Genomic DNA, 23,532 nt, shown 5'->3' on the forward strand with positions numbered 1-23,532 from the left:
AGCGCAAGCGGGCACCGGCAGTCCGACACTGCGTGCCGGCTGCCCTAGATCACGCCTAGCTTATTACCGCGGGCTGTCGACGATACTGTTAAGCGAATCCCGAATGGCCAACTCCTTTATCGCCACTTTTTTGAATAAACCAGCGGCGGCCTGTTGGGCCACGTACTCACCCAATTGATCTTGGGAAACCGCCTGTTCTGCCGCAGCTTGTTCGCTAGCAGCCGCTGTGGGATCTAGCACTGCACCGGTTTTTTGCTGAGCGTCCAGCAAATCGCCATACAATCGAATAGCGCCATTGACCGCCAAACTTTCCTTCACTGCTGGCAACAGAGCCAGCTGCACCGCCGAGCCACCCTCGGCCATCAACAGCTCGGTGGCCGCGCTCTGAGGAGAATTCAACAGTTTTTGCAGGGTATCGGCATCCATATTGGCCACAATGTTTTTCAGAACCGGCCCAGCGACAGGAATCGCGTTTTCGGCCGCGCGGTTCATCAGGGTTTCCAGTAACGCCGCTTGCGGGTTGTCATGAAAATCCCGCGCCACATCTATCACCAAGCCCAAGGGCGGCGGCAGCAGAATTCGCACGATGGGATCATCCAAGAAGCCACCTTTAACCGCCAGCTGCCTCGCCACCAAATCAATCGCTGAGCTTAATTTTTGAGCAAATTGATTAGCCAGCATTTGCTGAAACTTGGCCTGAGCAGCCATAGACATATTTTCGAACATTGACGCACAGCCAGACGTCAGGAGCATTACCAACACAAGGGCAATTACACGCAATTATTAAATACCTGATAGTGAAAACACGAAGGGTTTGCCTAATCGGCGGCACGTTCTAACACATAGATCCAACGTCCCCGTAGGACCACGAATGAAAGCCCCGCTCCTTGGCGAAGGTTCACGGTTTTCAATGAATCCAAAACCCGCGCCCCATTGACCGCGACTATTGATTCTAGTTCGCAGACGAGGCCGGCGGCATTCTAAATTCCACCGACTACCATAGTTTTACGCACCTAAAAATGCCGGCAACATACGGCGACTTCCCAAATGTGTAAAATACCTGTCTACCGTAGCGCGCAAGCAAGCACTGGCAATCTAATGACCCAAACCTCCTCCGAACTCGACCTACTAGCACAACAAATTAAAGACTGGGGCCGCGAGTTCGGTTTTGCCCATATTGGTATTAGCCCCGCCAGCAATGAGGCCCATGCCCAGCGCCTGCGGGAGTGGCTCGACAAACAATATCATGGCGACATGACTTATATGGCCGAGCGCGAGGGCCTGCGCGCCGCACCCGCCGAGCTACACACGGGGACTATAAGGGTGATTAGCGCCCGCATGGATTACCTGCCCAACGCCGAGAATATGAACACAGTACTCGGCAAGCCAGACAAGGCCTATATCTCCCGCTACGCGCTGGGCCGCGACTACCACAAGCTCATTCGCAAACGCCTGAGCCAACTCGCCGAAAAAATTAGCGGCATCGCTGGCGGGCAGCACCGCGCCTTTGTCGACAGCGCCCCCGTTTTGGAGCGGGGCTTTGCCGAGCAAGCGGGCCTGGGTTGGATTGGCAAAAACAGCATGCTGATCAATAGCAAAGCTGGGTCATGGTTTTTCTTAGGCGAAATTTATACTGATCTGCCGCTACCCATCGATCCGCCCCAAGAAACCGGACATTGCGGCAGTTGCCGCGCCTGCCTAGACGACTGTCCTACCGGCGCCATTGTGGCGCCCTACCAAGTTGATGCTAGGCGCTGCATTTCTTACTTAACAATTGAATTGAAAACCAGTATTCCGGTGGAGCTGCGACCACTGATGGGCAACAGAGTATTTGGCTGCGACGACTGCCAGCTGGTATGCCCGTGGAATAAATTTGCGCAAAACACCGCCGAAAAGGATTTTTCGCCCCGCCACCAGCTGGACAATAGCGACTTAATTGAACTGTTTTTATGGGATGAGAAAACCTTCTTAAAAAACACCGAAGGCTCCGCCATTCGCCGTATTGGTTACCAGCGCTGGCTGCGTAACCTAGCGGTAGGCTTAGGAAACGCTCCTGCTAGCAAGGCTGCAATTAACGCCCTTGAGCAACAGAGATCAAATGCCGAGAGCATCGCGCTTGAGCATATCGATTGGGCATTGGAACAATTAAAGGAAAAAGCAGCGCCATAATCAGCGCTGCTATTTCATCAGACGGCGGAGCTTTCTTAGCGCCTTCCGCCTCCCATCAAGCGTTTAGCGGCTCTTAAAAAGGCCGCGAATAATTCAACATCACACTCTCACGCCCTTCGCCCTCATCATTGTAATTCAGGTTCAGCGCCACCCTCGCTTTATCCACACTCAGCGCCGCGCCCAAGCTTACATCAGCAAAGCTGTCACCGTCGTTTTGGTAGCTCGGCAGACGATAGCTGGTATAGCCAAGATTAGTATTACGAATTTCAATAGTCTCGTTCGCATCCTCTTCTTCAGAGACCGCAAAGGCTTCGGCATACAAACTAAAGTTCTCGCTCAGCGCCGCATTGGCAAGCATACCAAGACGGAATTGGCGGCTTGCACGGCTCTGCTCACCCCACTGGTAATTAGACACCGCACCACCAGATTCGGTATAGCCGTCCACCTTGCTATTTAACCAGCGCAAGCCAAGCGCCGGCGCCAAACTTACGGTTTGCGAAGACAGCATGTTATAGGCGAGCTGGCCATCTAAATGCCAGCCGTGACCATCCGCCCCGCCAGCAGCCGTCAAATTCTGACTACCAAGGCTAAATTTACGATCAATGTCGCTGTAGTCCACCACATTCAGACCAACACTGCCTTCAGCAAGCCAGCGATCCTCGCGGTAATTGACCAAGCCACTGAAACCAACACTGGTCGCCGCAATTTCACTGCCATCGGTATTTAACTCATGATCGGCCATACTGATCGCCGCCCCCAAACTCAAGCCTGGTGACACCGCGCGACTAAGACCCAAGGTTAAATGTTTAGACTCCTGATCACCGCCCGTTGGTTCATCACCTGTTGCGCCGCTGGCGCTAATAAACAGGCGATCACCGTCAGCTAACCAGCGATTTTCGCGCATTACCTGAACCAAGCTTTGCTGCTGAGTGCGCGCAATACCCAAGCCCAAGCTAGGCACCTGACCAACAACCTGAGGCGCCGTTACTACGTCAATCAAATAATCACCGGTAATTTCGCCAAGTTTTGCCGTTGGGTGCACGCCATCGTTAAATAGCAATTTGCTGGGGTCTGCCGTTGGCTGACTGATGCCGTAAACAGGATGTTCAATGCAGGCATTATTGCTTGGGCCGTCATCAAAACACATATAGCGCTGGTCAAAATTCGCCAGCGGACCGAAAGCCGCATTGCTTCCGTTGGCAAAGCCGTAGGCCTCGGCATTATTCGACACATAGGCAATCAAACCAGCAAGATCAACCGGAATAATATTGGCGCCGCTTAAATTCGCGTAGGTTTGCACCGCTTGGTTAAAACCAGCAGCGCCAGTAGACACCGCAGCGGCATAACCTGGTGTTAAGAAGTTCTGCGCCTGCGCGGCAGCGGTTTTACCGAGATCGGGCAAGTTACTGAGCATAATATAACGGCCGCCAGCATTACTCAGCGCCTTCACCGCACCCACCAAGGTTTGTGCCGATGCAATAATGGTCGCCTGACTATTCGCAGTGCCGTTGAGGAAATCGTTGCCGCCGCCGTCAATCAAGATCAAGGCATTGGGGTTAATCCGAGGAAATTCGGTTAAATAAGCCGCTCTCGCCACAGCCCCACCGGCGGGAAGTGCTAAACCAGTGCCGTTAATTGAATTGAGAATATCCGCTGTTTCATAGCCTCCAACCGCATAGCTAGTGCCGCCGCCGACCGCCGAATTAGTTGCCAAACCCAGCGCCTTACCCAAGTGCTGCGGTGCAATTTCGGCGTAGGCACCCGTTGAAAAATTACCGCTGCCGTCGCCGACGCGGTTGGTAAAACGCAAACCTAAATTACCAGAGTCCATCAGGCTGTCGCCGAAAATTAGCAATTCGTCAAAGTAGCTTTGCGCTGAAACTTGGGTACAACACAGCAGGCTTGCTGCGCAGAGTGCGGTCAGTTTTTTCATATTGGTTTCCCCTTCATTGTTTACAAGATAGTTGATATATCTGTTTTCGCTAGTGCGGCATAAAACTTCGCAAAATGCCCAACGAACAAACGTGCAACTACATTATAAAAACAACAAGAAGACCCTATGTTATCAGTGACAACAATAGGGGTTTATACCAACAAGGGCCCACAGCCAACCTAAAACTCTTAGGACATACGAATAAAATGTTCGCGGTAATATTGGAGCTCGGCAATCGAGTCGCGGATATCGTCTAAGGCCAGATGCGCGCCAGACTTCTTTAAGCCCTTCATCAACTCCGGACGCCAGCGCCGCGCCAATTCTTTCACGCTGCTAACGTCGAGATTGCGGTAATGAAAGAAGGCTTCTAGCTCGGGCATTTCTCTGGCCATAAAGCGCCGATCTTGGCAGATGCTATTGCCGCACATTGGCGAAGCACCCTTCTCGACGTGTTTATCAAGAAAGGCGAGGGTCAGGCGCTCGGCCTCTAGCGCGGTAATGCAGGTGTCTTGCACCCGTTTAACCAAGCCCGACTCGCCGTGCTGGCGCGTGTTCCATTCATCCATTGCCGCGAGCACCTCATCGGGCTGATGAATCGCCAGTACTGGACCCTCGGCCAACACATTGAGATCGCTGTCGGTGACCACGGTGGCAATTTCAATAATGTGATCATTGAGGGTGTCTAAGCCAGTCATTTCCAGATCAATCCAAATTAGATTCTGTGCTTTAGCCATGCTGATGCCTCTGCTATATAAAAATGGGTGTATTGAATGCCATCCAAACCGCGCCGCGTCTGCGCTTAAGGCTGTGCAAAACTAGAAATGATGGCGAAACACGCTGCGTCTATCACGCCACAGTGTCGATTATATCAGCTCATGGGTTAAGATGACGCTTCTCCGGCGAATGACGTGTCTATGACCAAACGCAAACTCAGCCGCCAGCAACGCTGGCGGATAGAAAAAGTTCAGGCCGAACGCACCGAGCGCGCAAGCAAACGCGACAGCCGTGCCGACCAAGCCCTAAACGAGGGCGAGCTTGGCCCAGAGCAAAGTGGCCTGATCGTTAGCCATTTTGGCCAGCAGGTCGAGGTCGAGGGTGACGGCGGCCAGCGCCAGCGCTGCCATGTGCGAGCACAGGTTGAGGGTTTAGTCACCGGCGACCGCGTTACATGGCACGAGGGCAAGCCCACCGGCGTCGTGGTCGCCTGCAACGAGCGCCGCAGCCTATTGCAACGGCCCGACAATCACGGCAAGCTCAAACCAGTCGCTGCCAATATCGATCATATCGTGATTGTAATTGCCCCCGAACCCCGCGCCCACGCCAATCTTATTGACCGCTACTTGGTGGCCTCCGAGGCCATAGGCATTCGCCCGATCTTACTACTCAATAAAACTGACTTAGTTAACGAAGAGAACAGCGACTACCTTAACTCCATGCTCGCTCGGTACGAAGAAATTGGCTATCCAGTCACTCGCGCCTCGACGGAATCTGAGCACGGACTCGACGAGCTGAAAGCCACTCTACGCGAGCATATCAGCGTGTTCGTTGGCCAATCTGGGGTGGGCAAATCCTCGCTGGTTAACAGCTTACTGCCTGGCACCGACACCCGTATTGGCGCGCTGTCTGAAGCCACAGCTAAGGGCCGGCACACCACCACGACTGCCAGACTTTACCATTTCCCCGATGGCGGCAGCCTTATCGACTCACCCGGCATCAGGGAATTTGCGCTGTGGAATATGGATCGCGAAAAAGTATTGGCGGGTTTTATCGAGTTCAGACCGTTCTTGGGTCTGTGCCGTTTTCGGGATTGCAAACACGAGCACGAACCGCGCTGCGCACTGCTTGCCGCGGAGGCCGAGGATAAAATTCGCCCCGAGCGCATGGCCAGTTATCGGCAAATTATTGACAGCCTCGGCGCGCAATAATTTACCGCCACTAGTCGCTCCTGTGAGTAAAATCGTATATACAGTGTCGTAATTTTAAGACTCGGCGTTTTGCATCACACTACCGCCGGCGGAAACGGGCCATTTAAATCACATCACACTGGCCTGTACTGCTACAATTCACCAAAAATCAGCGAACACATTACTTATTATGAAAGACTGGCCATTAGTTATAGAGGCGACCCAACTCGCCGACTCACTCCACGAGCCCAATCTGCTTATCTTAGATACCAGCAGCGCCGACAATTACGCCAAGCACCACGTGCCCGGCGCCGTTCACATTGCGCCAGCAGAGCTGCAGTGCGGCATAAAGCCGGCCGCGGGCAAGCTGCCCTCCGTCGAGCAGTTACAGGCGTTATTTTCACGAGTTGGCCTAACGCCAGGCAAGCACGTTATTGTCTATGACGATGAGGGCGGCGGCTGGGCTGGGCGACTAATCTGGACCTTAGACGTAATTGGTCACCGCAATTATTCCTATTTAAACGGCGGCTTGCAGGCCTGGCTCAGTGGCGGCCACCCCAGCGAAGAAGTGGCTAATTTGCCACCACCAAGCGAAATTGACATTATCCTCGACAGCGCCCCGATTGCCGAGATTGAGGATTTTATCAGCCTGCTCGACAACGGCCAGCTGGCAATCTGGGACGCTCGCTCTCCAGAGGAATATCGCGGCGAAAAAGTTCTGGCACAGCGCGGCGGACATATACCCGGCGCAATCAATCTCGATTGGCTAGAACTGATCGATCGCGACAATCACATGCGCCTGAAAGACCTGAAGGCAGTGCAGGCCAAGCTCGATATACTCGGCCTCAGCGCCGACAAAACCATTATCACCCACTGCCAAACCCACCACCGCTCTGGCCTCAGTTACTTAGTGATGAAGATTCTTGGCTACCCTCATATCAAGGGCTATCACGGCTCATGGGGCGAATGGGGAAATCGCGACGACACCCCAATTGAAATCGGCGACCGCCCGCAACCCAGCGCTCAGCAACCCTAAAACGCCACCCAGAAGGAAGGCTCAGTGAACATCGCGTTTATTATTTTGCAGTACCTGCTACCCCAGCACCTGCTGTCTCGGCTTGTTGGCAAATTAGCAGAAACTCAAATACCTTGGCTAAAGGATATGTTGATTAGCCGCTTTATTCGTCAGTACAAGGTCGACATGAGCGAGGCCGCTGACCCCGACTACCGCAATTACAGCAATTTCAACGCCTTTTTTACGCGAGCATTAAAAGAGGGCGCGCGGCCTATTGCGGCAGCACCCCAAGACATTGCCTGCCCCGCCGACGGCGCTATCAGCCAACTGGGCCAGATCATTGATGGGCGAATCTTCCAGGCCAAAGGCCAAGATTACAGCCTGCTGCAATTACTCGGCGGCGATCGCGAGTCTGCCGCGTTATTTGAAGGCGGCAGCTTTGCCACGGTGTATTTGTCACCGCGCGACTATCACCGCGTGCATATGCCGCTCGCGGGCACCCTGCAATCTATGAGCTATATTCCCGGCGCGCTATTTTCGGTAAATACCACCACCGCGGAAAATGTGCAGGCCTTGTTCGCCCGCAACGAGCGCGCAGTGTGCTTGTTTGAGACCGAAGCTGGGCCAATGGCGGTTATCTTAGTTGGCGCCATGATCGTGGCGGGAATTGAAACCGTTTGGGACGGGCAAATTGCACCGCCACCCAGCGGCATTAAAACCACCGACTACCGCAAAGGCGCAAGAGAGATTCATTTAGAGAAAGGCGCCGAAATGGGCCGCTTCAAACTCGGCTCCACCGCCATTGTGTTGTTTGGCAAAGACCGCGCGCAGTGGGCGGAGAAATTTGCAGCGACAACACCTACCCGATTGGGAGAGACTTTGGGCACCCTCAAGTAATTCGGAAAACGCTGAACGGGAGACAAAACTGTATTCAGGCCCTTGCACCTCCCGTAATGCGTCTCCCGAGCAAAGATCACACTCTCTCAAGCGGGAACGCGATCACCTCATCTATTCTCTCAGCACCGCAGGCAATCATTGCCAGCCGATCAAAACCAATCGCCACACCGCTGCACTCCGGCATTTTCGCCATTGCCTTGAGTAAATAGCGATCTACCGGCGGCAAGTCTTGTCCCGCTGCGGCGCGGCGGGAATGATCGTCACTAATGCGCCGCACCAGTTCGCCGGCATCGCGCAGCTCATCATAGCCATTGGCTAACTCCATCCCCGCGTAAAAAGCCTCAAAACGACGTGCTACGCGCTGACCATCGCCATTCACAGCTATTTTTGCCAGGGCCGCCTGCGTTTCGGGAAAGTCATAAACAATACTGATTTGCTTAGGATTCAATGCGGGCTCAACTACCGACGACATCAGCAGCTGTAACCACAGGTCGCGATCGCCGCTGTCAAAGCTGAGATCCAGATGCTCCATTGCACAAACTTTTAGCTGATCTAGACTAGCCGCATGGGGGTTTAATCCGCAATGCAGCTCAAACACCTGCTGATACGTCATCTGCACAACATCCGCATCGCCGACGGCCAACGCAACGACCGCCACGACCTCGTTAATCAAGGCATCAAGGCTCATGTTCGGGCGATACCACTCGAGCATAGTAAACTCTGGATTGTGACGCCGCCCCCGCTCACCGCGTCGAAACGCTTTGCAAATCTGATAAATTGGTCCACTACCGGCCGCCACCAAACGCTTCATGGCAAATTCAGGGGAAGTTTGCAAATACATCTGCCCCTCACCGGACGGTGATTGGGCAGAAACAGCTTCTATATTGGGATCAGTAACGGGCGCAGAGGCGAGCAGCGGGGTCTCAACTTCCAACACCCCGCGCGCCGCAAAAAAACCGCGAATTTGACTAAGAAGCTGGGCGCGACGGCCCAAGGCCGTAAAATCGGCAGTGGGCCGCCACTGGCTCATTTAGCTTTTAACTCGGTTCTGATATTCACCAGTGCGGGTATCGACCTTGATCACTTCGCCTTCGCTGAGGAATAAAGGCACTTTTACCACTGCGCCGGTACTCAGGTAAGCGGGCTTAGTACCGCCTTGCGCAGTATCACCCTTCACACCGGGATCGGTCTCAACGATGGGCAACTCAACAAAATTAGGCGGGGTAACCGAAAGCGGTGCGCCGTTATACAAAGTCACTGTGCACACATCTTGCTCTTTTAACCACTGAGAGGCATCGCCAACCGCTTTAGTGTCGGCTTGAACCTGTTCAAAGGATTCTGGATCCATAAAGTGGTAAAATTCGCCGTCGTTATAGAGATACTCCATACTTTGGTCAATAACGTCGGCGCCTTCCAGTGATTCGCCAGACTTAAAGGTGCGCTCCCACACTCGACCAGAATTGAGATTGCGCAGACGCACTCGGTTAAAGGCCTGACCTTTACCGGGTTTAACAAATTCATTATCTAGAATAGAACAGGGCTCGCCATCGAGCATAACTTTAAGCCCGTTACGAAATTCGTTAGTTGAATAATTGGCCATGATTCTCCTCAGCGGCTATGTTGAAAACCGTAGATTAAAAAGGCAACAATGATACCCCTTATCACCGCAATTTGGCAGACTGAAAGCTGGCAACGGCAAATGCAGCAGATGATTCGCGATCCAGAGCAGCTTTTTAGCCGCCTTGGCTTAGACATTGCCGACCGCCCCGATCTTGCCGCAGCACTCGCACAATTCCCGCTGAGAGTCACCGAAGCCTTTATTGCCAAGATGCAAACTGGTGACTGGAACGACCCGCTGTTACTGCAAGTATTGCCACAAGCGCAGGAAATGACACCCCAAGCCGGATTTATTGACGACCCCCTTGCCGAGCTAGATGCTAACCCCGTGCCTGGCTTAATCCACAAATATCACGGCCGCGTACTACTCATTACCAGCCCCGCCTGCGCCATTCACTGCCGCTACTGCTTTCGCCGCAACTTCCCCTACGGCGACAACAATCCCAGCCAACGAGATTGGCAGCAGGCGCTCGACTATATTGCCGCGCACCCCGAGATCAACGAAGTTATTCTCAGTGGCGGCGACCCCCTCGCCGCGAACGATGATTATTTACACAAATTAATCAGCCGCATTGCCGACATACCCCATGTCGGCACCCTGCGCCTGCACACACGGCTGCCACTCGTATTACCCGCGCGGGTCACCCCAGAGCTAATTTCAACACTATGCAATAATCGCCTGCACACCGTCATGGTGATTCACTGCAATCACGCCAATGAAATTGACGGTGCAACCAGCACCGCCCTTAGTACGCTGCAAAAAGCAGGAATAACACTGTTAAATCAAAGTGTTTTGCTTAAAGGGATTAATGATAATGCCGATATTCTCATTACGTTAAGCCGTCGACTGTTTGACGTTGGCGTTATGCCCTATTATTTACATGTACTGGATAAGGTCAGGGGGGCAAGCCACTTCGATGTGAGCGAACACCATGCAAAAACCCTAATGCGTGAGGTTCTGGCGGGCTTACCAGGTTATTTAGTGCCCCGCTTAGTGAGGGAAGATCCCCACGCAAGCAGCAAACGACCACTTGCGCTATTATGAATTAACGCGTAAAAACATAGACTTAATACACAAACTTAATATATGTGATTTGAGACTGCGGAAAAGATCAGGATATGATGAATAGTAGCTCAAAACTCGCTGTGACCCTACCCAAGTACAATCGCGACACCCACAGCCTGTTTGCACTAAATGCCAACGCGGTAAACACTTGGTTAAGCAGCCTACCGCTCGCAAATCTCGGCGAATCTACCCGCCAGCTGTTTCAAGCGCTGTCAGAGCTTAGTCACGTCTCGTGTAAAGCTAAAGATCGCTATGAAATCCTTGAAAAAATCCGCCCCCAAGTGCACTACGTCACCAAAGGGCTTGCCCAGCACTATTTAAACAAACCCATTATTTTGCCCGACAAAACCCAAAAAATAGTATTACTCGCCGACACCCTTAACACCCAGTTGGCGACAGGGTATTGCCAAGCATTTCAGAGTTTTGAATCTGAAAACCGGCTACTTCGCCCCAAAGAAGCAATGGCTAGCTGCCTGCACCGAGCGCTGACCGAGTACAGCTGCATCTTGCTGCGCAGCTACCAACTTTACCGCAACTGTCACAGCGGTTTTTGGCTAAACCTGCATCGTATTTACCGCTGCGCCAGTGTTATGAAACTCTTCAAAATCAAGGTGAGCGATGCCGTTCACGGCGACGGGGCAGTAGTTCAGGCCTATTTACGGTCGTTAATGATGGCTTGCAGCCGCACGCACCAACTGCCCCAACGCCATATTGAAGATATTTTCAAAGAGCTCAATTTTTGGACTGCATTCATTGACTTGCGCAGCGATCGCTTAGAGAGCTGTGTATTCCTACTCAATCCCGATGAAGACAATCAACCGGTGTACCGCGAACTGATAGCGCGCGCGCCCGCACCTGGTTGGCTGGGTATCGACACCAAGCTCATCTTGGCCCAAGGCGGCGCGCTCTCGCGCAATCCGTCAGTTCGCAAAACCGACCATGTCACCACCCTGCCAAAAACCGTCGTAGACCACCTTTCTATTGCATGGAGTGCCGCCACCGCGCGGGCCGCTGAACGTGTTCCTTGCGACGACCCCGTGCTTATTACCCTTGGTATGAATGCCACTCATTACTATGTGGCCAACCAAGTCGACTTTGAGCAGTTTAAAATAGATCGCGATCAAGCCGAGTCACGCCCCGACCCGTATCTAAAACAAGGTAAAAAACTCAATGATCCATGGAGTGGCAGCGGTGGCTTAGACACCCGCGACGTTGACAACAATACCAAAGAACACCTAGATATCGACTTTGAGCACCAACCCCACCATATCGAGACCATCAGCTATAGCCTGCCCTCAAACGGCAGCGCCAGCCCAGCGCCCGATACTAGCTATCAATATCTACGTTCACGGATTCTCGACACCAGTAGCGCAGGTTACCGGCTGGAATGGCCGGAATCCGCGCAAGCCAGAATCCGCACCGGAGAATTAATTGGTATTAAGGCCAGCGACCACGAAGGTTGGCGTATTGCGGTAGTGCGCTGGTTGCGCAGCGATGACATTCATCAAATTGGCATCGAGACCATCGCCTCTACCGCAACGCCTTATAGTGTGCGCTTAGTCAGTTCCGGACTGGCTGTTCAAGATTATCAACGCGCCATGCTACTGCCTGGCGGTCAATTGGCAAAAGGTCCGCTATTATTGCTATCGAGTGTTACTGGCTTCGCAGAAGGCCAGACAGTCGAATTAGTGCGACCTGGACATGCAATGCGGGTTAAATTAGACGAAAAAATTGAACACTCCAATGCCTTTAAATTATTTACATTCCAAGACATTTCACGCCCCGCATTTAATGATGTGCCGGACGTAGACAAAACCAATAAAGGCGACTTCAATCAGCTTTGGGAAATACTGTAAGGTACGCACACACTCTCACCGCCGCCACCTTAATGAGCCTCTATGAGTAACGACACCGCCATCAATATCCTGCTGTTTTGCCTTGCAGACAATGATGCCGAACAAATAATTACCTGCTGTCGTCGCGCAGGAAGGGTTGCTCATACCCAATCACTGGAAACCGGTGAGCAGTTGAGCAAAGCAGTTACAGGCAAAAGCTGGGACGTACTCATTTTTGACGCCGAACGTGCGCAGCTAGACATAAACCGCTGTGGTCATTTACTGCGCAAACATCAGGCGGATGTTCCGATCATTTATATGGGCGAAGGCGACCCCTTAAACCTGCCCGACGCTGCCGTAGTCGACATCATTAGTAAATACAATATTCCACAGCTGGTAAGCGCCGCATTGCGCGAACAACGCGGCTTAGTCATTCGCCGCAAATTAAAAGCCTGTGAAACGGCCCTCGGTGAAGCCGAACAGCGCAACGCGCTGCTGCTTAGCGACCACCAAGACCCGCTCGCTTACATCACCGACGGCATGGTGATTTATGCCAATCCAGCCTTTTGCGAACGTATGGGCAGGCAAGATTTAGACGGTTTCCCTATTGTTGATCTTATTACCAACAAAGATCAGGACCGCTTTAAAAATGCCCTAAAAAAGCAGCTACTCCACAAAGAACAACAGCGTCTAGAGATTTGCTTCGCCCACAGTGATGCAAGTGAGTATAAAACCCTCATTACCTGCAATAGTGCTACCTACGACGACGAAGCCTGTGTGCAGCTCACCTTGCACGATGACGAAAGCAATCATCAGGTTGGCGGCCTGGATCTCAGCACCCAAATGGCCAGTAAATACCGCTTTCAGGAAATCCTGCAAGAATTCATCGAGAGCGAGCGCAATAGCGACTCTTCCTTATTACTGCTGTCGATTGATCACTTTAGCAAGCTACGCCAAAACTCCAGCTTGATGGATGTTGAGATCTTACTGGCAGCCCTTAGTAAACACGTACGCCACATCATGCCCGCTCAGCATTACGGCCGAGTGGCCGACGATATGATTGCTGCCATCAGCCACCATGTTAGCAGTGACGCTGCGCTGGAAATGGGGTTTGAGCTATGTAAAGCGATTGAAAACGACATTTTTGAAGTCAAAAAAAAGTCCCTGCAATGTTCCGTTAGCGTTGCCATTACACCCATCAATCACCTCACCCCACCCCGTGCCGGTTTGCTTTTAGACACTAGTTTTCATGCGGTGGAGAAAATTTTTATTAGCGGTGGCAATAATGCGGCAATCACCCATTACGAGCGCCAGCAACTAGGCGACCGCGAATCGATGACCTCGGCATTCAGTTCAGCCATGGCCAACAGTCGTCTCACACTGCAGTTCCAGCCCATGATCAATCTTGGCGATGCCGACGGCGACCACTACGAAGCCTCCCTAGAGATAAAAAACTGGGTAGAGGGCGAAGTCACCGCCGGAGAATTGCTTAGAGTTATAGAGCAAGAGCCAGAAAACAATAAACTCGACCACTGGATTGTGGTGGAAGCGACCAAGCAGCTGGCAAAGGAGCGCCAAACGGGGCAAGACCTAAAGCTAATTATTAACCTTAGCGGCAATGTGTTTCACGACCCCGAATTTTGCTCATGGCTAAGCGTTGCCTTTAAAGCTGCGGGGCTACCACCCTCATCGGTCATACTGCAATTTAATGAAGAGAGCATTGCCAACGCATTGAAACCGGCACTAAATTTTGCTCAGCAGCTGCAAAAAATGGGTTCTGCGCTTAGCGTACGCAATTTCGGCCGCGCCAAGAAAGGCAATAAATTCCTATCTCACATTCAGCCCCACCTCGTAAAACCCGGTTTCAGAAAAACCGACACCCCGAGTAATGAAGAGATTAGGGCGATTGTTGAGCAAGCCAGAATACTGAAGAGCCGAGTGCTGATTCCCAATGTTGGCAGCGCGGCCACCCTCGCCATGCTGTGGCAACTGGGCCCCGACTTTATTCAGGGCAGCTATGTGAACGAGCCGATGCCAAGTATGAGCTACGAATTCGCGGCATTTAACTAGCGCACTAATGTAAAAACACTCGCAGGTCTATTGTAAAATGCGGCCCACGAGCGCGAAACATCACCCAGTCAGACGATCACTAATTCCCAATAAATAGAGGATACCGTCCAACCCCAAGGTTGAGATCGACTGCTTTGCATTCTCCCGCACAATGGGCTTAGCCCGAAACGCAATACCCAAACCAGCAATGCTCAGCATAGGAAGATCGTTAGCACCATCGCCTACTGCAATAACCTGCTCCAGATTCAAGCCTTCGCGCTGCGCAATTTCACGCAGTAACTCCGCTTTGCGCTGACCATCAACCACAACACCCTGCACCTCGCCGGTCACTCGTCCATTGCGAATCACCAGTTCATTGGCATACACATAATCGATTCCGAGCTTTTTCTGTAGGTAATGGCCAAAATAAGTGAAGCCCCCCGACAAAATCGCGGTTTTATACCCCAATTGTTTCAGAGTTGACACTAAGCGTTCGGCGCCCTCGGTAATACGCAGGTTTTCGGCAATGCCTTCCAGCACCGATTCATCCAAACCTTTAAGCAGTGCAACCCGCGCCTTAAAGCTTTCGGTAAAATCAATTTCACCACGCATCGCACGCTCGGTAATTTCAGCGACCTGCTCACCTACACCAGCAGCCTTGGCTAACTCATCGATAACTTCGGCCTCGATCAAGGTCGAATCCATGTCGAAGGCAACTAAGCGCCGAGTACGGCGGAACATATTGTCTTCTTGATAGGCAATATCAATATCTAGCTCACTGGCCAAATGCAGTAACTCGCGGCGAAAATCTGAGGCATCTAGCAAATTGCCCCGCACCGACAGCTCCACGCAGGCCTTGGACTGCTGAGCCACGCCCTCGAGAGGCACACGCCCCGACAGCCGATCGATACGGTCGATATTGAGCGCGTAGCGCGACACAATATCAGTAACGCTTGCTATGTGACGGCCGGTGATTTTGCGCGCCAACAAGGTTACGATATGGCGTTGCTTACCCTGCCCTGTTACCCATTGATTGTAACTCTCGGGGCTGACCGGTAAGAATCGTACCTGCATTTGCATTTCGTGGGTGCGAAACAGAATATCTTTGAGAATACTCGCCGCCTCGGCACTGGCTGGCACCTCTACCAATAAGCCCAACGATAAATTATCGTGTATCACCGCTTGACCAATATCGAGGATATTCACCCCGTGGTCAGCTAAAATGCCGGTAATGCTACTGGTCACGCCCGGACGATCATCTCCGGCAATATTGATCAATATGATTTCGTTCACACCACCCCCTACGATAATCGGCGTATTGTAGCGGTTGATGTGATTCCACCCAAGTGCTGCGAGCCTTGATATACTCGCAACTCAAATAAAACCTCTAATTCCGGATGGAATGTTAGCAAATGCTGAAGCTGCTTCTAAAGCTCCCCTTGTCTGCCAAGTGCGGACTGATTACCGCCCTAATCTGTGCGATTGCTGGACTCACGCTATTGCTCACCAGCATGACCGCCAGCAAACAAATACTGCTGGAAACCACCCGCATGATTGGCCAACAATGGACTAATCAGCTGGCCTCCCAAAGCCAACAAGCCTTGTTACGCAACGACAAGGTCAGCCTACAAGCAATTTTGCAGGACTATATCAACAGCCCGCTGATCGTTTACGGCAGCATTGCCAACGCGCGGGAAGAAGCCGTGGCCGAAGCCGGTCACTGGCGCGCCGAAAACCTCAATTACGAAGCGCAGGTAGCGGCAGATGGCCGCCTAGGACTGGTCAAACTGTCCTTGAGCCGCGAACTGATTGGCGACGAGATTCGCGACCTAGGCAAGACCTTGCTAATTCTTACCGGCCTGCTCGCCTGCTTTAGCTACGCTGTTATTGCCGTACCCATGCGTCGCGTCGAAGAGCTATTGGAGCTAGCACGGGCCAGACTCGCACAACCTCTGCGCGATGATGAATGCCAATATCGCGGCAGCGACAGTTTAGGCCGGCTCCTCGAAGAAATTCACAACCCCCAAATACGCCTGAGCCAACTCGGCAAAAACCGCTTTAAAGACTATTACGTGCTGCACTGCCACTGGCAGGCTTACGACTCGCTACACGCGCAAATGGCCCCCGACAGTTTCCGCGAGCATCTGCGCACCAGCTACGCGCGTGGCGAGGCCATCGCTAGGCTCTACCATGCCGACATCGTAGTCCACCGCCACAACGCCATTAGTCTGCGCTTTTTTGAGATTGCCGACACCGACCACCCCCTGTTCCGCGCGTTATGCTGCGCCGAATTATTTCAAAAACTGGACAAAATCCTGCGCAGCCGCGCTGGCATAGCCCATATTTTTGGTGAAGGCGATCACTGGGAGTGCGCGGCAATGGAGTGCGCGGCAATAGATCAACTACACCGCGCCACCGCTGAGGGCAAGGGCACATGGCTAGACACAAACAGTCGCGAACACGAACGAATTGAGGCGTGGGGGGACTTTCGCGGCAATCAAGTCATCGGCATGAAATCGCCGTATAACGACTTACTAGAGCGTCAGCAGACTCAGCTTAAAAAGCTGAGTCTTGAGTCCTTCAAGCAAGACAGCTTACGGCAGCAAGAAGAGCAAACCGACAGCCCTGATTAAACAGGGCTGACGGTTTCTATGGCGTCCACTTTCTGGAAGCCGCGTGGCAGCTTGTGACCGCGGCGACCGCGTTCACCCACATAGTGTTCAAGCTCGGCAAACTTCAGTGACAAGTGGCGCTTACCCGAAATAACTTTCAACACGTCGCGCTCGCCAAACACCGCAATTGCAGTGACGTACTCTTCGCGGCTTGCCAGTCGCGCCGAGGGAATACCGATCATTTTATTACCCTTACCGCGGGGCATAACAGGCAACTCAGCGGCGGGGAAAATCAACATCCGGCCTTCAGTTGTCACCGCCACCACATAGCTATTTTCTAGATTGGCAATCGCGATTGGCGCCAACACTTTAGCGCCATTTGGCAACGTTAAGGCGGCTTTACCGGCCTTGTTTTTGCTCTGTAACTCGGCCAATTTGGCGATAAAGCCATAGCCGGCATCCGAGGCCAATAAATAATGGCCTTCGTCACTGCCCATCATCATGCCCGTAAAGCTAACCCCCGATGGAGGGTTAATTCGCCCAGTTAGCGGTTCGCCCTGCCCCCGCGCAGAAGGCAAAGTATGCGCCGCCACGGTATAGCTGCGGCCGGTACTGTCGAGAATAATCACCGGTTGATTACTTTTGCCCCGCGCCACTAAGTTATAGCGGTCACCCGATTTGTAACTCAAGCTCACAGGGTCAATATCGTGACCTTTACCCGCACGAATCCAGCCCATTTCCGACAAAATGACCGTTACTGGCTCGGCGGCGACAATATCCTCCTCCAAAAACGCCTTGGCCTCGCTGCGTACCACCAAGGGTGAGCGCCGCTCGTCGCCAAACTCTTCGGCCACGGCCAGCAGCTCTTTGCGCACCAAGGTTTTCATGCGGCGGCTAGAGCCGAGGGTTTGCTCCAGTGAATCGCGCTCTTTGGCCAGCTCGTCTTGCTCGCCCCGAATCTTCATTTCTTCGAGTTTGGCCAATTGCCGCAACTTCAACTCTAAAACCGCTTCCGCTTGGGTATCGGTCAAATCAAAGCGCGCCATTAATACGGGCTTGGGCTGTTCCTCTTGGCGAATAATCGCAATCACTTCGTCAATATTAAGAAAGGCAATTAATAAGGCGTCGAGAATATGCAGGCGCCGCAGCACCTTGTCCAAGCGAAATTCAAGGCGTCGACGGGTCGTGTTGGTACGAATTTCCAGCCATTCGTTAAGGATTCGATCGAGGCTTTTCACCTGTGGCCGACCATCGAGGCCGATCATATTCATATTAACTCGGTAGCTGCGCTCCAGATCGGTGGTGGCGAACAAATGATTCATCACCGCCTGCGCATCCACCCGATTTGAGCGGGGAATAATCACCAAGCGCGTGGGGTTTTCGTGATCTGATTCGTCCCGCAAATCCACTACCATAGGCAGCTTCTTGGCCTGCATCTGCTGGGCGATTTGCTCCAGCACCTTGGAACCCGAGGTTTGGTGAGGCAGCGAGGTAATAACAATATCGTCACCCTCTTGCAGCCACAAGGCTCGCATCCGCAGTGAGCCGCGGCCGGTTTCGTAAATTTTGCGCAAGTCTTCCGGCGGCGTAATTATTTCCGCATCGGTCGGGAAATCTGGGCCTTTTACATGCTCGCAAAGTTCTGCCACCGAGGCATTCGGCGCATCCAACAAATGAATACAGGCACTAACGACCTCGCGCAAATTGTGCGGCGGAATATCGGTGGCCATGCCCACGGCGATACCGGTGGTGCCATTGAGCAGTATATTGGGCACCCGCGCCGGCATGGTAGAGGGCTCGTCCATGGCGCCATCAAAATTCGGCACCCAATCCACCGTGCCTTGGCCCAGTTCGCTTAGCAGCACTTCGGCGTATTTGGTCAGTTTAGACTCGGTATAACGCATCGCCGCGAAGGATTTTGGATCATCCGGCGAACCCCAGTTGCCCTGGCCGTCAATGAGTGGGTAGCGGTATGAGAAGTCCTGCGACATCAGCACCATGGCCTCGTAAACCGCGCTGTCGCCATGTGGGTGAAATTTACCGATAACGTCGCCAACGGTACGCGCCGACTTTTTGTACTTGGCGTTGGCTTTTAAACCCAGCTCGCTCATGGCGTACACAATCCGCCGCTGCACCGGCTTTAAGCCATCGGCTATATTCGGCAGCGCGCGGTCGAGAATAACGTACATGGAATAGTCCAAATAAGCCTTCTCGGTGTAGCTCTTCAAGGGCATTTGTTCGACGCCATCGGCGCCAATCACAATAGTTTCTGACATACGGAGATATTCAATCCTTATTTCTGTAATAGTCTAAAGACTAGCGGAATTACGCTGCGTTAGCGACGCAGTGCCCGCGACTACTAATAAACACTATCGCGGCTACGGGTAATTACGAAGGGTTTGTTACCACGCCCCCTCCTATACTGATCCCAAGTTGATCAAAGGAGATCTGAGATGGCCGCCCAAAAAGTAGTTAGATTAGCAGAATATCGTCAAAATACGCAGCAGATGCACATTGACGACATTAGCGCACAGGCCTTTCTGTTTCTACAGGAACAGGCTCAGGAACTCGATCTGCCCATGCGAACCCTGCTTAAAGAGCATTTATTAGGTATTGCCTGCGTGGTTAAGGCCGTAGAGGGCATTGACGAGGCCCAAAACTGGCTTGCTATGATTAGCGACGAAATCAGTTAATAGGCCAGATCAAACACTAGCAAGGGCTAATCATAGCCTTTGCGCTATAGCGGTACCGCGAAACCGTTGGCGGCAGCATATACGCCGCCAACGACCACAGTTCACCAAAATCGCTCAATTAGCACACTTCAACGACCTCTGCTTATTTCTCCGATGACTCGGGAGCGATCTCCGCGGGCCGACAGCAATACTTAAGCAACATAATCAGCCCTACAAATACTAGGCAACAACCAATAGCGGTCAGCAATTCCCTTGGCTCTGGCGAAAAAACAAACAGGTAATCTCGGCCTTTTATCAGCGCCGAAAAACTGGACACACAAAAAGGCATAAGAAATAGCCTAAAATTTTGCCAAGGGTCCGCGCTACCACCAACACTGAGTATCAAACCCAAGCCAATGATCGCACTTATACCGAGGGCGTTTACCCAAATTTTTGGTGACGCGTCAAAACAAAAATACACGTTACTCAGGTACCAAATCAAATAGCACCATAAAATAACCGTACCGCCTTTTGCGTTAACAAAATAATCTCTTAACGCTAGCCCCGTTCTCAGCAAAAAATAGCCCTCGCCTCATTCACGCACACCGACGCTATCGCCGTGCTAACTACCGACAATCTCGATTTCCAAATGTTTTTCTGCTGAAAGAGAGTTGCTGACCAGACAAATCATCTCCGCCTTTTTAAGCAAGGTCTCTGCCTTATCTTTACTGGCGACGTCTTTTAGCTGTAACTTTACCTTGGTATTAATTTTAGTGAAAAGCATAGTTCGTGCCACTTTATCTAACTCGCCTTCTGTATGGCATTGAATAGACTCCCACTCCAACTTGGCAATCTCTGCCACGGTGCGAAAGGACAATACAAAACAATTGGCAGCAGCGGCCATTAACAATTGTTCAGGCGACCACTGATCACCAGGGCCGTCAAACTGTGCTGGCGCGGCAACCACTAGCTCTGGCAAATTCTCGGCATTGCAACGCAGCGTATTCTGCGCAGTCGCATCAACCATAACGGAATAAAAATGGGGTAAATCATGCATAACGGCATCCTTATATAACCAGTTCATATACATCAAAATAAGAGAGATTTATTCAGCCTATACCGCGATGATTAATGCTCCCAAGAATGAATAAAATTTAAGCTTAAATAGGACTAATACACTTAGATCTCGGTTGATTTTAGACCCTAGGCTCACGCACACTGGAGTCAGCAAAACTACCCCAACACGAACATCATTATTTACTCGTACCCTAGGAGTACATGATGATAGACCACTCGCTGGACCTACAACCGATACCGAATATTAAAACGGTTAGTAAAATTCAGGTGAAAGACAAGCGTGTTTAAACAAGGAAAATTTTATGAAGCAATTGTCTCAGTTTGATTCCATTTTTGTCTACAACGAAAGTAACTCCACACCGCTTCATATCAGCCCCATTCTCATTTACGACCCCAGCAGTGCCCCCGATGGCATTGTTCGCTACAAAGACATTTTGGCTAAATTCAACGAGCGCATTCATAAATCACCGGTGTTTCGTCGCAAGCTTGTGCGGGTGCCGTTTAATTTAGATAGTCCGTATTGGGTAGAGGACAAAAACTTCGACCTTGAATTTCATGTTCGCCATATCGCGCTTCCCCAGCCCGGTGACTGGCGCCAGTTTTGTATTTTGCTCGCCCGCTTGCACAGCCGTCCTCTCGATTTAAATCGCCCACCATGGGAGGCCTATATTATTGAGGGCTTAGACAATATCACCGGTTTGCCCTCTGGCTGTTTTGCAATGTACCTAAAGATTCATCATAGCGCGATTGATGGCGCAACGGGCAATCAGATTATAGAAGCCCTACACGACCTCGGCCCCGACAATGTAATCATCAGCGAGCCCGACCAGTGGCGGGGCGAGGACGACCCTAGCCAATTCGCGCTATTAAAAAACGCGTATTTCAATGTTTTTAAATCGCCCAGAAAACTCAGCAAAGCCATTAAGCACGCATTTAAATCACGCAAAGAAGAGCACAAAGGCTATGGCGGAAAAGCATTCACCAGTCACAGCGTTAAAGACCGCACTCGCTTCAACAATGCCGTTACGCCCCACCGCGTTTTTGGCGGCCTGCGGATGGATTTACAAGAGCTAAAATATATTAAAAACACCGTAGGCGAGTGCACCCTAAATGACGTATTACTCAGTATCGTCGGCGGTGCAATGCGCAGCTATCTTGAATCAAAAAATGAGCTACCAACAAACTCCCTAGTCGCTGGCGTCCCCATTAGCACCCGTACCGAAACCAATGCCAACGCAGAGGGTGGCAATGAAGTTGCCGGTATGCGCTTACATTTACGCACCGATATCGCCGACCCTATAGAGCGCCTAAAATTAATTCATAGCGATGCTATGGCCAGCAAAGCGTATGCAAATGCGATTGGCGTTGAGCGAATCTCGACCATTGTAAACTCGATTCCCTCTGGACTCGCCTCACTGGGAATGCGGGTGGCGGCCAGTACCGGTTTAAGCAGCAAAGCACCCGTCTTACACACGATTGTCACCAATGTGCCCGGCCCTGCCTTTCCGATGTATATGTGCGGCGCCAAAGCCATGCTCTGGTTAGGGGCCGGTGCGCCGCTTGATGGCGCTGGATTATTCCACACCGTGAACAGCTATTTTGGCAGCGTTTCACTGACGTTTATTTGTTGCAGAGAGATGCTGCCAGACCCCGACTTTTATCATCAGTGTATCAACACCGCGTTTCGTGACTTACTCAATGCGGCCAAAACGCTAGATCACAACGCGCAATTAGCGAGCGCTAAAACTAGCCGTAGCAGAACGGCAAACAAGACAACAGCACCAAGCAAACCGAGGGCGAGGAAAGTTGTTTCCAAGACCTAACGACATCAACTGACTCACACAACTATTCAATAAGGATTCTATTTTGGCCAGCAATTATTTCAACCTCAAAGGCAAAATTTGTCTTATTACCGGCGCTTCAAGCGGGCTCGGCGTTCATTTCGCCAATGTATTGGCTAGCGAAGGTGTCACCGTTATTCTCGCCGCCCGCCGTGCCGACAAACTCGGCAACGCTGTAGAGAACATTCGCGCCAACGGCGGCAGCGCCTACGCGGTAACAATGGATGTTGCCAATAGCGACAGCGTAACTAAGGCCTTTGCCATTATCAAAGAAGAATACGGCGGCCTCGATATTCTCATCAACAATGCGGGGGTTGCCGACGAGCCAAAGAAATTTCTCGATACCAATGAGCAAGATTGGAGCTGGGTAATGGAAACCAATCTCAGCGGCGCTTGGCGAGTGGCACGCGCGGCAGCGCTACAAATGGTCGAGGCCGGCACCAAAGGCAGCATTATCAATATTGGTTCTATTTACGGGCAGCATACTGGGGTAATGAAAGTTGCCTACAATGTTTCCAAGGCAGGGGTAGTGCAATTAACAAAATCCATGGCCATGGAGCTCTGCAGAGATAACATTAGAGTTAATGCCCTGTGTCCGGGGTGGTTCTTAACGGAAATTAATGACGATTATTTTTCGTCCGAATCAGGCCAGCGCTATATCAAAGGCTTTCCTGCGCGGCGGTTGGGCAACATGGATGACCTTACCGTGCCCTTACTGCTGCTCGCCAGTAATAGCGCAGGGGCGTATATGAATGGCACAAGTATTACAGTAGACGGCGGTCTGGTGGAATCACCCATTTAAGTAGTGCGGCATTTTATACTCTGAGGTTCGCCGCGACATCGCG

At 51.9% G+C, this 23,532-nt stretch carries 19 protein-coding genes; 11 read left to right on the forward strand and 8 right to left on the reverse strand.

Annotation, left to right across the window (positions count from 1 at the left end; genetic code table 11):
- Positions 1–63: 63 nt before the first annotated feature.
- Positions 64–726 carry a DUF4197 domain-containing protein gene (locus P1U47_RS12080; RefSeq protein WP_301029223.1) on the reverse strand — a complete coding sequence of 221 codons (663 nt, stop codon included), beginning with the start codon at positions 724–726 and terminating at the stop codon, positions 64–66.
- Between the two features lie 372 nt (positions 727–1,098).
- Here P1U47_RS12080 and queG point away from each other — a divergent pair, with 372 nt between their 5' ends.
- Positions 1,099–2,169, forward strand: coding sequence for a tRNA epoxyqueuosine(34) reductase QueG (queG, locus tag P1U47_RS12085; protein WP_301029224.1), 1,071 nt, complete (start codon positions 1,099–1,101; stop codon positions 2,167–2,169).
- A 73-nt stretch (positions 2,170–2,242) separates the two neighbouring features.
- Here the strand turns inward: queG and P1U47_RS12090 are convergent, their stop codons facing one another.
- The gene (locus P1U47_RS12090; RefSeq protein WP_301029225.1) at positions 2,243–4,102 is read right to left on the reverse strand and encodes an autotransporter domain-containing protein; all 1,860 of its coding nucleotides are present in this window, start codon (positions 4,100–4,102) and stop codon (positions 2,243–2,245) included.
- 188 nt (positions 4,103–4,290) lie between these two features.
- Positions 4,291–4,836 carry an oligoribonuclease gene (gene orn, locus P1U47_RS12095; RefSeq protein ID WP_301029226.1) on the reverse strand — a complete coding sequence of 182 codons (546 nt, stop codon included), beginning with the start codon at positions 4,834–4,836 and terminating at the stop codon, positions 4,291–4,293.
- A gap of 180 nt (positions 4,837–5,016) precedes the next feature.
- Between orn and rsgA the strand changes: the two genes are divergently transcribed.
- The 3 genes from rsgA to asd all read left to right on the forward strand — a co-directional run bounded on the left by rsgA (position 5,017) and on the right by asd (position 7,918).
- On the forward strand, positions 5,017–6,027 hold the full coding sequence (rsgA, locus tag P1U47_RS12100; protein ID WP_301029355.1) for a small ribosomal subunit biogenesis GTPase RsgA: 1,011 nt from the start codon (positions 5,017–5,019) through the stop codon (positions 6,025–6,027).
- Positions 6,028–6,196: 169 nt separating this feature from the next.
- Positions 6,197–7,042 carry a sulfurtransferase gene (locus tag P1U47_RS12105; RefSeq protein ID WP_301029227.1) on the forward strand — a complete coding sequence of 282 codons (846 nt, stop codon included), beginning with the start codon at positions 6,197–6,199 and terminating at the stop codon, positions 7,040–7,042.
- Between the two features lie 24 nt (positions 7,043–7,066).
- Positions 7,067–7,918, forward strand: a complete 852-nt coding sequence (gene asd, locus P1U47_RS12110; RefSeq protein WP_301029229.1) for an archaetidylserine decarboxylase — start codon at positions 7,067–7,069, stop codon at positions 7,916–7,918.
- A gap of 76 nt (positions 7,919–7,994) precedes the next feature.
- Here asd and epmA read toward each other — a convergent pair whose 3' ends face one another.
- The gene (gene epmA / locus P1U47_RS12115) at positions 7,995–8,948 is read right to left on the reverse strand and encodes an EF-P lysine aminoacylase EpmA (RefSeq protein WP_301029230.1); all 954 of its coding nucleotides are present in this window, start codon (positions 8,946–8,948) and stop codon (positions 7,995–7,997) included.
- Positions 8,949–9,518 (reverse strand): elongation factor P, encoded by a 570-nt coding sequence (gene efp, locus P1U47_RS12120; protein WP_301029231.1) that lies wholly within the window; start codon positions 9,516–9,518, stop codon positions 8,949–8,951. It lies immediately after the preceding gene.
- 48 nt (positions 9,519–9,566) lie between these two features.
- Here efp and epmB point away from each other — a divergent pair, with 48 nt between their 5' ends.
- The 3 genes from epmB (at position 9,567) to P1U47_RS12135 (ending at position 14,506) form a co-directional block, all read left to right on the forward strand.
- Positions 9,567–10,580, forward strand: coding sequence for an EF-P beta-lysylation protein EpmB (gene epmB, locus P1U47_RS12125; RefSeq protein WP_301029232.1), 1,014 nt, complete (start codon positions 9,567–9,569; stop codon positions 10,578–10,580).
- A 74-nt stretch (positions 10,581–10,654) separates the two neighbouring features.
- A complete protein-coding gene (locus P1U47_RS12130; protein ID WP_301029233.1) occupies positions 10,655–12,457 on the forward strand; it encodes a hypothetical protein in 1,803 nt (600 codons plus the stop codon).
- Between the two features lie 42 nt (positions 12,458–12,499).
- Entirely contained in the window at positions 12,500–14,506 is a 2,007-nt protein-coding gene (locus P1U47_RS12135) for an EAL domain-containing protein (RefSeq protein ID WP_301029234.1), read from the forward strand.
- A gap of 60 nt (positions 14,507–14,566) precedes the next feature.
- On the opposite strand, the gene serB is transcribed toward P1U47_RS12135, so the two are convergent.
- Entirely contained in the window at positions 14,567–15,778 is a 1,212-nt protein-coding gene (gene serB / locus P1U47_RS12140; RefSeq protein ID WP_301029235.1) for a phosphoserine phosphatase SerB, read from the reverse strand.
- A 119-nt stretch (positions 15,779–15,897) separates the two neighbouring features.
- On the opposite strand from serB, the gene P1U47_RS12145 reads away from it, so the two are divergent.
- Positions 15,898–17,118, forward strand: a complete 1,221-nt coding sequence (locus P1U47_RS12145) for a hypothetical protein (RefSeq protein WP_301029236.1) — start codon at positions 15,898–15,900, stop codon at positions 17,116–17,118.
- Here P1U47_RS12145 and parC read toward each other — a convergent pair.
- The gene (gene parC / locus P1U47_RS12150) at positions 17,115–19,373 is read right to left on the reverse strand and encodes a DNA topoisomerase IV subunit A (protein ID WP_301029237.1); all 2,259 of its coding nucleotides are present in this window, start codon (positions 19,371–19,373) and stop codon (positions 17,115–17,117) included. The genes P1U47_RS12145 and parC overlap by 4 nt on opposite strands.
- Before the next feature lie 177 nt (positions 19,374–19,550).
- Here parC and P1U47_RS12155 point away from each other — a divergent pair, with 177 nt between their 5' ends.
- Complete coding sequence (locus P1U47_RS12155; RefSeq protein WP_301029238.1) at positions 19,551–19,790, forward strand: hypothetical protein; 240 nt, start codon at positions 19,551–19,553, stop codon at positions 19,788–19,790.
- A 601-nt stretch (positions 19,791–20,391) separates the two neighbouring features.
- On the opposite strand, the gene P1U47_RS12160 is transcribed toward P1U47_RS12155, so the two are convergent.
- Entirely contained in the window at positions 20,392–20,826 is a 435-nt protein-coding gene (locus tag P1U47_RS12160) for an OsmC family protein (RefSeq protein ID WP_301029239.1), read from the reverse strand.
- 322 nt (positions 20,827–21,148) lie between these two features.
- On the opposite strand from P1U47_RS12160, the gene P1U47_RS12165 reads away from it, so the two are divergent.
- Together P1U47_RS12165 and P1U47_RS12170 are read left to right on the forward strand one after the other, a co-directional pair.
- Positions 21,149–22,669 carry a wax ester/triacylglycerol synthase family O-acyltransferase gene (locus P1U47_RS12165; protein WP_301029240.1) on the forward strand — a complete coding sequence of 507 codons (1,521 nt, stop codon included), beginning with the start codon at positions 21,149–21,151 and terminating at the stop codon, positions 22,667–22,669.
- A gap of 43 nt (positions 22,670–22,712) precedes the next feature.
- Positions 22,713–23,489 carry an SDR family oxidoreductase gene (locus P1U47_RS12170; RefSeq protein ID WP_301029241.1) on the forward strand — a complete coding sequence of 259 codons (777 nt, stop codon included), beginning with the start codon at positions 22,713–22,715 and terminating at the stop codon, positions 23,487–23,489.
- Positions 23,490–23,532 lie beyond the last annotated feature (43 nt).

This window comes from Zhongshania sp., assembly GCF_029212375.1.
Lineage (GTDB): Bacteria > Pseudomonadota > Gammaproteobacteria > Pseudomonadales > Spongiibacteraceae > Spongiibacter.